At 28.3% G+C, this 12,891-nt stretch carries 17 protein-coding genes and 1 tRNA gene; 12 read left to right on the forward strand and 6 right to left on the reverse strand.

Translation table 11 applies throughout. From position 1 onward, the window contains the following. Positions 1 to 3: 3 nt before the first annotated feature. From ACTTAO_RS04055 to rpmH, 6 genes are read right to left on the reverse strand one after another with little or no spacing between them, the layout of a single operon-like run. A complete protein-coding gene (locus ACTTAO_RS04055; protein ID WP_440690987.1) occupies positions 4 to 675 on the reverse strand; it encodes a pyrimidine 5'-nucleotidase in 672 nt (223 codons plus the stop codon). Then, the gene (gene argB, locus ACTTAO_RS04060) at positions 672 to 1,538 is read right to left on the reverse strand and encodes an acetylglutamate kinase (protein ID WP_440690988.1); all 867 of its coding nucleotides are present in this window, start codon (positions 1,536 to 1,538) and stop codon (positions 672 to 674) included. The genes ACTTAO_RS04055 and argB overlap by 4 nt, the downstream gene beginning before the upstream one ends. After that, positions 1,538 to 3,214, reverse strand: a complete 1,677-nt coding sequence (gene yidC, locus ACTTAO_RS04065) for a membrane protein insertase YidC (RefSeq protein ID WP_440690989.1) — start codon at positions 3,212 to 3,214, stop codon at positions 1,538 to 1,540. Before yidC ends, argB begins: the two co-directional genes overlap by 1 nt. Position 3,215: 1 nt before the next feature. Next, the gene (gene yidD / locus ACTTAO_RS04070; RefSeq protein WP_440672713.1) at positions 3,216 to 3,464 is read right to left on the reverse strand and encodes a membrane protein insertion efficiency factor YidD; all 249 of its coding nucleotides are present in this window, start codon (positions 3,462 to 3,464) and stop codon (positions 3,216 to 3,218) included. After that, entirely contained in the window at positions 3,464 to 3,805 is a 342-nt protein-coding gene (gene rnpA / locus ACTTAO_RS04075; protein WP_075505950.1) for a ribonuclease P protein component, read from the reverse strand. The genes yidD and rnpA overlap by 1 nt, the downstream gene beginning before the upstream one ends. Before the next feature lie 4 nt (positions 3,806 to 3,809). Continuing rightward, complete coding sequence (gene rpmH, locus ACTTAO_RS04080; protein WP_023854404.1) at positions 3,810 to 3,950, reverse strand: 50S ribosomal protein L34; 141 nt, start codon at positions 3,948 to 3,950, stop codon at positions 3,810 to 3,812. Between the two features lie 94 nt (positions 3,951 to 4,044). On the opposite strand from rpmH, the gene ACTTAO_RS04085 reads away from it, so the two are divergent. From ACTTAO_RS04085 to hisG, 12 genes are all read left to right on the forward strand, one after another. Continuing rightward, the gene (locus tag ACTTAO_RS04085; protein ID WP_440690990.1) at positions 4,045 to 4,767 is read left to right on the forward strand and encodes a TVP38/TMEM64 family protein; all 723 of its coding nucleotides are present in this window, start codon (positions 4,045 to 4,047) and stop codon (positions 4,765 to 4,767) included. A 172-nt stretch (positions 4,768 to 4,939) separates the two neighbouring features. Next, positions 4,940 to 5,140, forward strand: coding sequence for a hypothetical protein (locus ACTTAO_RS04090; protein WP_075505952.1), 201 nt, complete (start codon positions 4,940 to 4,942; stop codon positions 5,138 to 5,140). Positions 5,141 to 5,237: 97 nt separating this feature from the next. After that, positions 5,238 to 5,798 carry a dCTP deaminase gene (dcd, locus tag ACTTAO_RS04095; RefSeq protein ID WP_075505953.1) on the forward strand — a complete coding sequence of 187 codons (561 nt, stop codon included), beginning with the start codon at positions 5,238 to 5,240 and terminating at the stop codon, positions 5,796 to 5,798. A gap of 3 nt (positions 5,799 to 5,801) precedes the next feature. Continuing rightward, positions 5,802 to 7,064, forward strand: a complete 1,263-nt coding sequence (murA, locus tag ACTTAO_RS04100) for a UDP-N-acetylglucosamine 1-carboxyvinyltransferase (RefSeq protein ID WP_440690991.1) — start codon at positions 5,802 to 5,804, stop codon at positions 7,062 to 7,064. After that, positions 7,061 to 7,453 (forward strand): DUF2948 family protein, encoded by a 393-nt coding sequence (locus ACTTAO_RS04105; protein WP_440690992.1) that lies wholly within the window; start codon positions 7,061 to 7,063, stop codon positions 7,451 to 7,453. The genes murA and ACTTAO_RS04105 overlap by 4 nt, the downstream gene beginning before the upstream one ends. 2 nt (positions 7,454 to 7,455) lie before the next feature. After that, positions 7,456 to 8,739 carry a histidinol dehydrogenase gene (hisD, locus tag ACTTAO_RS04110; RefSeq protein ID WP_440690993.1) on the forward strand — a complete coding sequence of 428 codons (1,284 nt, stop codon included), beginning with the start codon at positions 7,456 to 7,458 and terminating at the stop codon, positions 8,737 to 8,739. Positions 8,740 to 8,741: 2 nt separating this feature from the next. Continuing rightward, on the forward strand, positions 8,742 to 8,957 hold the full coding sequence (gene infA, locus ACTTAO_RS04115; protein WP_023854397.1) for a translation initiation factor IF-1: 216 nt from the start codon (positions 8,742 to 8,744) through the stop codon (positions 8,955 to 8,957). Positions 8,958 to 8,961: 4 nt separating this feature from the next. Beyond that, positions 8,962 to 9,036, forward strand: a tRNA-Phe gene (locus tag ACTTAO_RS04120). A gap of 81 nt (positions 9,037 to 9,117) precedes the next feature. After that, complete coding sequence (locus ACTTAO_RS04125) at positions 9,118 to 9,330, forward strand: cold-shock protein (RefSeq protein ID WP_440690994.1); 213 nt, start codon at positions 9,118 to 9,120, stop codon at positions 9,328 to 9,330. Positions 9,331 to 9,644: 314 nt separating this feature from the next. Next, on the forward strand, positions 9,645 to 11,039 hold the full coding sequence (hisS, locus tag ACTTAO_RS04130) for a histidine--tRNA ligase (RefSeq protein WP_440690995.1): 1,395 nt from the start codon (positions 9,645 to 9,647) through the stop codon (positions 11,037 to 11,039). Then, entirely contained in the window at positions 11,017 to 12,069 is a 1,053-nt protein-coding gene (locus tag ACTTAO_RS04135; protein ID WP_440690996.1) for an ATP phosphoribosyltransferase regulatory subunit, read from the forward strand. The genes hisS and ACTTAO_RS04135 overlap by 23 nt, the downstream gene beginning before the upstream one ends. Further along, positions 12,069 to 12,761 (forward strand): ATP phosphoribosyltransferase, encoded by a 693-nt coding sequence (gene hisG, locus ACTTAO_RS04140; protein ID WP_440690997.1) that lies wholly within the window; start codon positions 12,069 to 12,071, stop codon positions 12,759 to 12,761. Before ACTTAO_RS04135 ends, hisG begins: the two co-directional genes overlap by 1 nt. The last annotated feature ends 130 nt before the right edge of the window (positions 12,762 to 12,891 follow it).

A 12,891-nucleotide genomic window follows, 5' to 3' on the forward strand; every position in this document is an offset into this window, starting at 1 on the left:
GTTTTATTGGTTTTTTAATAACCTTATTTCTTTTAAAAATAAAGTAAGATTTTCAATTTTATAATCAATATATTCTTTATTAGATTCTTTTTTGCCCCATTCCTCATCATTAATTAACCAAGCAGTAATTGTTCCTCGCTCTTTACCTATCGATAAGTTTTTTGCTATATCTTCAATGTACAAAGTTTCTTTTGGATCAATTTTGAATTTTTCTACCATTAAATCGAAAGCTTTAGCTTCTGGTTTTGGGTGATATTCTGCATCTACGATATCAAATATGCCTTCAAATTGGTCGTCAATTCCTAGTGTTGTGGTGATGTGCTTTACATGATTGTAACTACCATTAGTGAAGACAAATTTTCTTAAATTTATATTATCTAACTCATATCTTAATTCCGTATCTTTTTCTAAAAAAGATAAATCAATATCATGAACAAAATCTAAAAATTCTTTAGGATCAATTTCATGATGTATCATTAGACCATTTAAGCTTGTGTTATATTTGTGAAAGTAATTTGTCTGAAGTTCTTTGGCTTTTTTTAAATCTACATTAAGTTTACTTGAGATATATTCAGTCATTTTTCTACTTACTTGGCCAAATACTGCCTCTAGGTCACTATAAAGTACACCATCACAATCAAATAGAATATTTTTAATATGGCTTAAATTTTTCATTGTCTAATTAAAGTTCCAGATCCCTCATCTGATAAAAGTTCAAATAGAACAGAATGATTTTTTCTTCCATCTATTATAACAACTCCTTTTACTCCGTTACTAGCTACATCTAAGCAATTATTTATTTTTGGAATCATACCACCAGTAATTGTTTCATTATCGATTAAGTTTTTTATAGACACTGAATTAATTTCCGGAATTAGATTTTTATTGTTATCCAAAACACCTTCTACGTCACTCAATATAATTAACCTTCTTGCGTTAATTTTTTTAGCAATAAAGCCAGCTGCAGTATCTGCATTGACGTTATAAGTTTGATCATTTTTATCTAAACCTAAGGGAGCAATAATAGGCACTTTTTTATCTGCTATAATTTTATCTATTATTGATTGATCTACATTTGTAGGAGAGCCCACAAAACCAAGCTCTTCATTTTCTTGTACAACTGTTAAAATATTATTTTCCTTGGAATTAATACTCTGACTTTCGCAATTTTGCTGAACTAGAGCATTGATAATTTCTTTATTAAAATCAATTAATACTTCTTCTACAACTTTAATAGTTTCTTTATCAGTTACCCTTAATCCTTTTATAAATTTACTTTCTAAACCTATCTCATTAAGTTTATTGCTTATTCTTTTCCCACCTCCATGAACAATAATAGGAGTAAATCCTAGTTTATTTAGTGTTGAAATATCTTTAATAAAAATATCAAAAAGATTTTGATCAATTAAAACGCTACCACCACATTTAATAACAATATATTCATCGTTATATTTTTCTAAATATTTTTTTACTTCTTCAGTTGAAGGACCATCGAGTGGTAGAATTGTTTTTAATTCTTCTTCTTTAATATCCAACATTAAGTTGTTGTTTTAACAGTGGTTCGTTTCATTATGAAAACTTGTTGTGCCATAGTTAAAATATTATTTACTGTCCAATATATTACCAACCCTGCTGGGAAAGGTGCCAAAATTATTGTTAAGAATAATGGAAAGAACATAAATATTTTTGCTTGCATCGGATCTGTTGGTGCAGGATTTAATTTTTGTTGAACCCACATAGAAACACCCATCGCAACAGGCCATGCTCCAATGACTAAAAATGATGGTACATCATAAGGCAATAATCCAAATAGATTAAACAAAGAGGTAGGGTCTCTCTCAGATAAATCATGTATCCAGCCATAAAAAGGCATTTGTCTCATTTCAATCGTTACAAATAAAACTTTGTATAAAGCAAAGAAAACTGGAATTTGTACTAGTATTGGTAAACAACCAGACATCGGGTTTACTTTCTCTTTTTTATAGAGAGCCATCATTGCTTGTTGCAATTTCATTTTGTCATCTTTGTGTAGCTCTTTTAGTCTCGCCATTTCAGGCTGTAAGGCTTTCATTTTTGCCATGCTTCTAAACGAAAAGTTTGCAAGTGGAAAAAATGCTAATCTTATACAAATTGTAATTGCTATAATCGCTAGGCCATAATTTCCGAGTAATTTAAAGAAATAATCTATTCCAAAAAATAAAGGTTTGGTAATAAAGTATAAAAATCCCCAATCAATTGTTAAGTCAAATTTATCAATGTTTAAAGATTCAGCATACCCATCAATTACATCAACTCTTTTTGCAGCAACAATGATTTGTAAGGTTTCTTCAATCAATGAATTTTCATTAAGTTCCAATGGTTCTGTTGATACAAAATTTGCTCTAAACTTATCTTTATAATCAAATGTTGTTTTAAATTCTTTTTCTCTAGGTGGAATTAGTGAAGTTACCCAGTATTTATCTCCAATACCTAGCCATCCTTTTTGAGCTGTTCTTGAAAATTTCTTCTCTTGTATATCATCATAATCTTCTTCAATTAATTCATCATCTAAATCTGCAATCAAACCTTCATGAAGAATATAGAAGTTAGATATATCAGGTATTTCATTTCTAATGATTTGCCCATAAGTATAAAAATCATATTTCTTATTGGTAGGATTGATAACACTTTGTTTGATTGTAAATAAGAATTTTTCATCTAAGGCAATCTCTTTTTCAAATGTTATACCTTGATCATTTGTCCAGGATAATTTTATAGGAGATTGATCTGTTAACTTATTATTTCCTGAAACTTTCCAAATAGAATTTGAATTTGGAATTTCAACATTTTTATCAGATGTAATAAAACCACTTTCAATTAAATAACCATCTTTTGAATTTCTTGGTGAAAGAAGTGTAACTTTTTCCTGAGAGTCTAGACTGACATTATATTGCTTAAAAGTTAGATCATCAATAACACCACCTTTAAGTGAAATAGAACCAACAATACTCTCATTCTCAAAATTAATTCTTTCACTTTGATTTAAAGCTTCTTCTCTAGAAATTTCAGCAACATTTTCTTTTTGATCTAATGAAGGTGTATCGCTGTTTTGTTCAACTTTATTTCCTTCAGCCACATTTTCTTTAGTAATTGGTGGAGGAGCAAAAAATAGTGAATACAAAACTATAACTGCTGCTGATAATGAAATTGCTGCTACTATATTTTTAGTATCCATATTATTTTAATTTTGTGTTTTTTTTAACAGGATCAAAACCTTCACCACCACCTAAAAATTTGATTGGGTGACAAGATAAGATTCTTTTAATACTTAAAAATGATCCTTTTAACAAACCAAATTCTTTAAGTGCATCAATACTGTATTCTGAGCACGTAGGTAAATATCTACAAGAATGTCCAAATAAAGGACTAATCAAATATTTATAACCTTTGATAATTTTAATTAATATACTTGTAAAAATATTCATTATTTTATTTTTTCAAAATCCTGAAATAGAGTTTCTTTTATTAATTTGTATTCATTATTTAGCATAGATGACTTAGCGATAACAAGGAATGAATAGTTAAAATTTATTGATATTTTTTTAACTGCTTCGTTTAAAATATTCCTTAATCTTCTTTTAATCTTATTCCTCTTAACTGCATTCCCTAATTTCTTTTTTGTTACAAAGCTAATATTGAGTTTATTATTATTTTTATTCATTAATTTACCAAAGAAAATAGTTACATACTTATTCGAGAACTTTTTTTGTTTAAGTAAATTTTTAAATTCTTCGTTTTTTGAAAGAGCAACAATTTTGCTTTTCATTAATTTACACTGATACAGTTAAAGATTTTCTTCCTCTGGCTCTTCTTCTAGCTAAAAGTTTTTTTCCACCTTTAGTTTTCATTTTCGATCTAAAGCCGTGTTTTCGAGCTCTTTTCTTATTTGAAGGTTGGTATGTTCTTTTCATAAATAAATTGATTAAATTTTATAAATTTTGCCCCTTTATATTAGCAATAATAAAAATAGCAAATAGAAGATTTAGGAATAAAGTAACAATATTTATGGAAAAAACAAAAAAAATTAAACTATTTATAGGTTTATCTTACTTATTAATTGTTAGTTTATTTTTATATTTTTTTTTTTCAAAATTCAGTCTTCAGGAGATTACATCCTATGATTTTTTGAGAAATAACAGATCTTATTTAATTGAGTTGAAGAATTCTAATTTATTTTTAGTTTTAATTTCTTTTTTGTTTCTAACTGTGCTTTGGGTATTTCCTTTTCTAGGCTTTGGATCTCCTGTAGCACTCATGGGTGGCTTTATTTTTGGGAAATGGATAGGAGCTATTATTGTGGCTGCTGGTTTAACTATAGGTGCTACATTTTTATATATTTTTGGAAATTACTTTTTAAAAGAATTAATTAGAGAAAAATTTTTAAACAAATTTCAAAATCTTGAAAAAAAATTTCAAAAATCTGAATTTATTTATTTATTAATCTATAGAATTATTGGAGGAATTCCTTGGCAACTACAATCTCTTTTGCCTCTTTTATTTAACGTAAAAATTAAAAATTATTTTTTTTCCACTTTTTTTGGAATTATTCCAGGTGTGTTTTTAATTGCATCTATAGGTAGTGGTATGGAAAAAATTATTGATCTTAATAGTAAAGTTCCTAAAATAAGTGATATAATATTTTCCCCTGATATTTATTTACCTCTTTTAGCTTTTTTTGTTTTAATTATTTCTACTATCTTGTTTAGGAAAAGATTTTACAAAGATTAATGGTGCTCCCACCCTGTACTGACCAGGGAATTAGTCATTACCAATGACTTGTTATGCCATTTAACTACAGGAGCTAAAATACATTTAGTAATTTATTGATAATAAAGCATTTTTTTCAAATTATTGCCTTAATTTTTTGATCATAATGATCTATATCTACTAAAAAAATGTTATGGGAATTCACTACGATTATAAATCTACAAAAGGCAACAAGCTTATGGAGAAGCAAGCTAAAAGAGAAAGAAAGCTTGCTGAAAAAAAAGCTAAACGTTTAGCTAAAGAAGGCCCAAAAAAAGAAGAGCCCACATCAAAACCATTAGATCCTAATAAACCAATATCATTAGATTTTTTGACTAATCCCAACAAAGAATGAGTTCAAAAGATAAAAATGAGCGTTTGAGCTTAGCTTTAAGAAAAAACTTAAAAAAAAGAAAACTATTCCAAAAAAAAAACAAAAAAAAATCTAAGTAATGTCTATTCAGCCTGACTCGTGGATTAAGAAGATGTGCAAAGAGCACAACATGATTGAACCATTTTTAGATCATCAAGTTGCAGAGGGAAAAATATCATATGGATTAAGTAGCATGGGTTATGATGTTAGGATCTCTGATGAATATAGAATATTCACTAATGTAAATAATTCCTTAGTTGATCCAAAAAATTTTTCAGATGATAATTTTATAGAGAAAAAGGGACCACATTGCATTATTCCTCCAAACTCATTTGTTTTAGCTAAAACAGTAGAATATTTCAGAATTCCAAAAGACGTACTTTGTATATGTGTTGGTAAAAGCACTTATGCAAGAACAGGTATAATTTGTAATGTAACTCCTATTGAAAATGAATTTGAGGGAAATATAGTTATAGAGCTAAGCAACACTACACCTAATCCAGCAAAAATTTATTCTAATGAAGGTATAGCCCAATTTTTATTTTTTAAATCAGAAACTCAACCAGAGACAACTTATAAATCTAAGAACGGTAAATATCAGGGACAAACTACTATTCAGGTTGCTAAAATTAAAAAGTAAGTTATGGACAAATTTCTGATTGATGGTCCTAGCAAAATCAAGGGCAAAGTTTCAATATCAGGTTCTAAAAATGCATCATTACCAATATTAGCAGCTACATTACTTTTTGATTTACCAGTAACTATCAAAAACTTACCAAGAGTAAAAGATATTAGCACTATGCTTAATTTACTTAAGTCTCTTGGATCAAAAATCGAACTTTCTAAAGATAAAAAAACTGCAAAAATTTCAAACAATAAAAATATGAAAACTTTTGCTAGTTATTCATTAGTTAAAACAATGAGAGGTTCAATTTTAGTATTAGGACCATTAGTTGCAAAATATCATAAGTCAAAAACATCATTACCAGGTGGGTGTTTAATTGGAGCAAGACCAGTTAATTATCATTTGTCAGCTTTAGAAAAACTTGGGATGAATTATGAAATTAAGGACGGTTACATTTTAGCAAAATCTAATGGCAAGCTTAAAGGTGGAACAATTAAATTTCCTAAAATTACTGTTGGCGCAACTGAAAACTCTATAATTGCTGCATGCCTGGCAAAAGGAAAAACAGTATTAAGAAACTGTGCTGTTGAGCCAGAAATAAAAGATCTTACAAATTTTCTTAATTTAGCTGGTGCAAAAATTAGTTGGAAAGGAAGAACATGTGCTATTAACGGAGTAAGTTCATTAAAATCAACAAATTATTCAGTGATGGCTGATAGAATTGAAGCTGGTACTTTTTGCGTAGCAGCAACCTTATCTAAAGGAACTTTAGAGATTAACAATTTGGATCCAAAAATAATAAATACAGAACTTAATTTATTAAAAAAAACAGGGGCAAAAATAAAATTAAGCAAAAATAAAATTAATATTAATGGACCAGAAAAAATTAAGTCTATTAAAAATATTAAAACAAAAGAGTTTCCAGGAATACCGACAGATCTACAGGCGCAATTAATGGTCTTAATGTGTAAAGCAAAAGGAAAAAGCTCAATCACAGAGAATATTTTCGAAAACAGATTTATGCATGTTGCTGAATTACAGAGATTGGGCGCAAATATTACTACTAAAAATAATAAAGCTTATATTGAGGGAAATACGAAATTTATTGGTGCAGAAGTTATGTCTAGTGATCTAAGAGCATCAGTGGCACTTGTCTTAGCAGCTTCGGTTGCGCAAGGGAAATCTGTAATTAACAGGATTTATCATTTAGACCGTGGTTATGAAAAAATTGAAAATAAATTAAAAAATATTGGTGTTAAAATAAAAAGATTAAAAAGATGAACAAATATTTAGCCAAAATTATTGCTACAGACAAAGAGGGATTGCAAATGATTTCAGCTTGTAGCTCAGGAGCTAAAGTAAAAGTTTCAGACATTAAGTATCTAGAATCTAATAAAGTATTTTTATTATCAATTGAACGTATTAAATTAGAAAATGAAAATGAGGACAAAAAAGTCAATAGTATTTGCAGATTTGATTTTGTTGATAAGGTAAAGTCAAAAAATATTGATCAATCAAATCAAGAATTGGTTTTAGAATTAGTAGGAATAGATTATTTGAAAAATAACGATGTTTATGAAATAAATCTTTTTTTTAGTAATAATGCTCATATCGCTTTGACCGCTGAAACGATTGAAGCAATATTAGAAGATCAAAGTGAAATAAAGTAGAGATGAAGGTTTTAAATAGCAGTAAGAAAAATTTTGGTAAATTATTAGATAATTTGTTATTGCAAAGAAAGAGAAAAGTTCAATCTAGCTCTGTTTCAGTCACTAACATTATTAAAGATGTTAAAAAAAATGGTGATAAAGCTTTATTAAAATATGAGAAAAAATTTAATAAAAATTCAGTAATCAAGCCTAGCTCAAATCAAATTCAAAAATCAATTCAATCATTAAATTCTATTGTAAAACAATCTATCGATACTGCTTACAACAGGATTTATAAATTTCATTCATTACAAAAGTTTAAAAATATTTCTTACACTGATAAATTTAAAAATAAACTTGAGTATAAATATTTACCTTTAGAGTCAGTTGCAATTTATGTACCTGGTTCAACTGCATCCTATCCATCTAGTGTATTGATGAATGCAATTCCAGCTATTGTTGCTGGTGTAAAAAGAATAGTTATGATCAACCCAGGCTATAAAGGAAAACAAAATCCTGCAGTATTATATGCTGCCAAAAAATGTAAAATTAAGGAAATTTATTCAATTGGTGGACCATCTGCTATTGCTGCAGTTTCTTATGGAACAAAAAAAATTAAAAAGGTTAATAAAATTGTAGGTCCTGGAAATGCTTATGTTGCAGCTGCAAAAAAAGAAGTTTTTGGAGATGTTGGAATTGAGGGCATGACTGCTGGTCCTTCTGAAGTTACAATAGTTTGTGACAAGCATTCTAATCCAGAATGGGTTGCAAGTGATTTAATAGGACAAGCAGAACATGATGATCTTGCACAGTGTATATTAATTTCAAAAGATAAAAATTTATTAAATAAAGTTAAAACTGAAATAATTAAACAATTAAAAGAAATTCCAAGAGAATCTATTGCAAAGAGAAGTTTGCAAAATAATGGTATTTTAATGCATGTGAATTCAGATAAAAAAATTATCGATATTGTTAACAAAATAGCTCCAGAGCATTTAGAGTTAAATGTTAAAAATTATAAATCTATTGTTTCAAAAATAAAAAATTCAGGATCAATTTGTTTAGGAAAATATGCTGTTATGGCTATGACGGATTATAATGTAGGTTCAAACCATGTTTTACCAACTAACGGATCAGCAAAATATTCAAGTGGTATAAGTGTAAACGAATTCTACAAAAGAATTTCATACATAAACCTATCAAAAAAGGGTATTGAAAGTCTTGGACCATCAGTTATAACACTTGCAAATTATGAAGGCCTGGTTGGCCATGCTCAATCAGTATTAAAAAGAATAAGGAGAAAATAAATTTGTCAAAACAAGACTTACTTGAATTCAAGGGGACTGTGATAGACCTACTTCCGAATGCAATGTTTAGAGTTAAGCTAGAGAATGGTCATACGGTTACAGCTCACACAGCAGGTAAGTTAAGAAAAAACAGAATTAGAGTTCTTCAAGGTGACAATGTAACTGTGGAGATGACACCTTACGATCTTACTAAAGGAAGAATTATCTTTAGAGGATAAATAAGGCTGAGTAGCTCAGGAGTAGAGCAGAGCCCTGAAAAGGCTTGTGTCGGAGGTGCGAATCCTTCCTCAGCCACCACCACAAAGTTTGATCTTGAAATACCTGTAAAAGAAATTAACTTAATTAATATAATAAATAACAAAAGGACAAAGAAATAAGATGAGTACACTACAAGGTAAAATAAAATGGTATAATGGTAAAAAGGGATATGGCTTTATAGAGAGAGAGGACAAAGAGAAAGATGCCTTTGTACATGCTTCAGCTGTAAAAGCTGCTGGAATGAGATTTCTTAATGAAGGTGATAAACTTGAATTCACATTAGAAGACGGTCCTAAAGGTCCTTCTGCAGTAAATTTAAAAAAAATAGACTAATTTTCGTAAAATTTCTAAAGGACGTTATTTCTACATTTAGTAGATTAACGTCCTTTTTTTTTATTTCAGCCTTGAATATTAATAATTTTTGTCTAAAAGGCTGACCATGAATATAAATATTACATACAGAATTACTTATAGAAGTACTCACAGAAACTGTTTCCATAGCCATTAGGCTATTTATTTATATTATAATTTTCATTCCACATAAAATAAGATAATAACTAAAGGATAAGCTTTGGTGGTGAAATAGTATCACGTCGGTTTGTGGATCCGAAGTCGTAGGAGCGTAACCTACCCAAAGTACCACTAAAATGGAAAAAAATAAAAAACTCAATCCTTCCTTACCATCTGGATTTGAAGATCGTTGGAATAAAAAGTTAGTTTTAAAAAAACAACTTTTAAAAGTGATTGAAAAAAATTTTTTAAAATTTGGAGCTGAACCATTAGAGACACCTTCTTTTGAGATCAGCGAAAATATTGGTTCGTTTTTAGCAGAGGACGAAGATAAACCTATGTCTGATGTATTCTCATTTAAAGATGGCGATAAAAATATTACTCTTCGATACGATCTATCTAGTCCTTTAGCTAGATTTGTTGCTCAAAACAACCAAGAGCTTCCATCAATTTACAAAAGATATGCAATTCAAAATGTTTTTAGAAATGAAAAAGCAGGAAATGGAAGATACAGAGAGTTCATGCAGGCTGATTTTGATATTGTTGGAAATGTAAATTCAGCCCAAGCTAATGCAGAACTTTGTAATTTAATCTCGAGTACACTCTTAGATTGTGGTTTGAATAAAGATCAATTTACGATCAATATTAGTAATAGAAAAATTGTACAAGGTTTAATTGATGATTTAAAAATATCTGAAGATAAGCAATTAAAAGTAATTAGAGCTATTGATAAATTAGATAAACCTGGATTTGGTTTAAAAGGTGTTGAAGATCTTCTTAAAAAAGAGAGAAAAGATGCAAGTGGCGCAGTTACAAAAGGTGCCGATCTAACAGACGAACAAGCATTACAAATTTTAAATTTTTTAAAAATAAAAGATTTAAAACAATTAAAAGAAAATTTAAAAAATCCGTTGTCTCAAGAAGGAATTAAAGAGCTTGAGGAAGTTTTTGAAATTTTAGGATTTGGTTCTAATTTAGAACAAGTACAAACCAATTTTACAATTGTTAGAGGTTTAGCTTATTATTCTGATTTTATTGTTGAAACTAACTTAAATTTTAAAGTTACAAATAATAAAGGAAAAGAAGTTGATATTGGCAGTGTTTGTTCAGGAGGTTCTTATGCTAAGCTTATTTCAAGATTTAAAGGGGTAGATATTCCAGGTACAGGGATTAGTTTTGGTGTGGATAGATTGTTATTTGCACTTTTACAATTGGATCAGATTAAGGTCGATGATGAAAAGCCTGTTTTAGTCTGCGTGATGGATGAAAAATATCTAAAAAATTATTACGAAATTGTAGACCAATTAAGAGAAAATAACATTAATGCAGAAATTTTTTTAGACACAAAGAAAAATTTAGGTAAGCAATTAACCTTGGCAAACAAGCGTGAATTAAATGTAGCAGTTATATGTGGTGACAATGAATTTAATGAAGGCACAGTAACGATAAAAAATCTTAAAGGTGTTAAAGGTGAAAATAACAAAACATTTCCAAAATCAAATTTAATAGATGAAATCAAAAAACTTATCTGAAAACATTCTTAGATCAGTAAAATCTAAGGGTTACAAATATATAGATTTACCATCGGTAATTGAGGCCAATCATATCGTTCAAAGGTCAGGAGAAAACTTTAGAAAATTCATTTTTTCATTTACTGATCAAAATGGTAGTGAGTTATGTCTTAGACCAGATTTAACAATTGCTTCTTGCCTAAGATACATAGAAAATAATTTAAAAGGAAAAGAAAAAATTTTCTATAGTGGTCAAGCTTATAGAAAATCTGAAAATAAAAGTGATTCTATTATCCGAGATCAAATTGGATTTGAAATTTTAGGTTCTAAAGATGAAAAAAATGATGATAAAGAAATTATCAATACCTCACTAAAATCTCTTCAAAATATTAAATATTCTTCAGGTAAATTAACAATAGGGAATGTTGAGATATTTAATTTGTTAATTTCAAAACTAGATATCCCAAAAAGATGGAAATTAAGATTATCAAGACATTTTTGGAGAGAAGATTACTTTAATGATCTTCTAAAAAGATTAGAAACAAACTCTGATGTAGATCCAACTATCGTTGAAATAGATAAAAAGCGTTATTCAAAAATGCTAAAACAAGATCTATCAAAAGTAATAGCAGGTAGAACAATTAATGAGATATTAAATCGATTTGATAACAAAATTAAAGATCCAAGAAGAGCTAGTAAAGGTAAAGGAGTTTCAAAAATTATTAAAGACTTCTTAAAAATCAAATGCCCAATAAATGAGGCCGCATCTGAGTTAAACAAATTTTTTAAAAAAAATAGAATTAATTTGGTGGTTGATCAAAGGTATTTTCCTGTCTCTAAAAATAAAGTTTCAAAACTAAATGTAGTATTTTCAACTTCTTTTGGAAGACAATTGGAATATTACACAGGAATGGTTTTTAAAATTGATGTTAAATCAAAAAATAAAATAAAAAATATTATTAATGGTGGTCGTTATGATCGATTAATTTCTGATCTTGGGTCAAAAAAACAAATATCAGCAGTTGGGGCTGCATTAAATTTAAATTATTAATGAAGAAAAATATTATAAATATTGGAATTCCTAGCAAAGGCAGACTCAGAAAAGATGTCTTAAACATATTTAAAAAAAATAAATTAAATCTAATTTCAGAAAGAGGAGAAAGAGATTTATTAGGTTCAATTAAACAAAAGAAAAATGTTAAAATTTTATACCTTCATGCAAGAGAAATTATAGAAAGACTTGGAGATGGTTCATTAGATCTAGGATTTTCTGGTTTTGATTTATTACAGGAAAGTGAGATAAATATTCAAAAGAAAATTAATGTTATTAAAAAATATGATTTTGGGAAGGCCACGTTAGTAGTTGCAATTCCAGATCCTTGGATTGATGTTCAAACTATTGCTGATTTAGAGGAAATAGCATTTGAATTTAGAGATAAGAAAAAGAAAAGATTAAGAGTTGCAACCAAATATCCAAATTTAACAAGAGAATTTTTATTTTCTAAAGGGGTTACTCAATTTAAATTAGTAGATAGTTTAGGTGCTACGGAGGCATATCCTTTTACTGGTTCATCAGAAATAATTACTGACATCACTTCGACGGGGGAAACTTTAAAAGCTAATAATTTAAGAGTTTTAAAAGATGGTGAAATATTAAAATCGGAGGCTTGTATGATGATGTCTAAATCATCGTCTAAAAATAAATCTCTTCAAAGTTTAGCTAGATTACTTTCTAAGAATTAAATCTTTCCAATAAATAAGAATAATTTTAATAATATCTAGGTTTCGAAGGATTGCATAAACACTCACTAGTATTCCTAAACCAATAATAATTTTAAGTATTAATAATAATTCCATTACATATTTTATATAT

This window comes from Candidatus Pelagibacter sp. HIMB1782 (assembly GCF_052047475.1).
Classification (GTDB): Bacteria; Pseudomonadota; Alphaproteobacteria; order Pelagibacterales; family Pelagibacteraceae; genus Pelagibacter.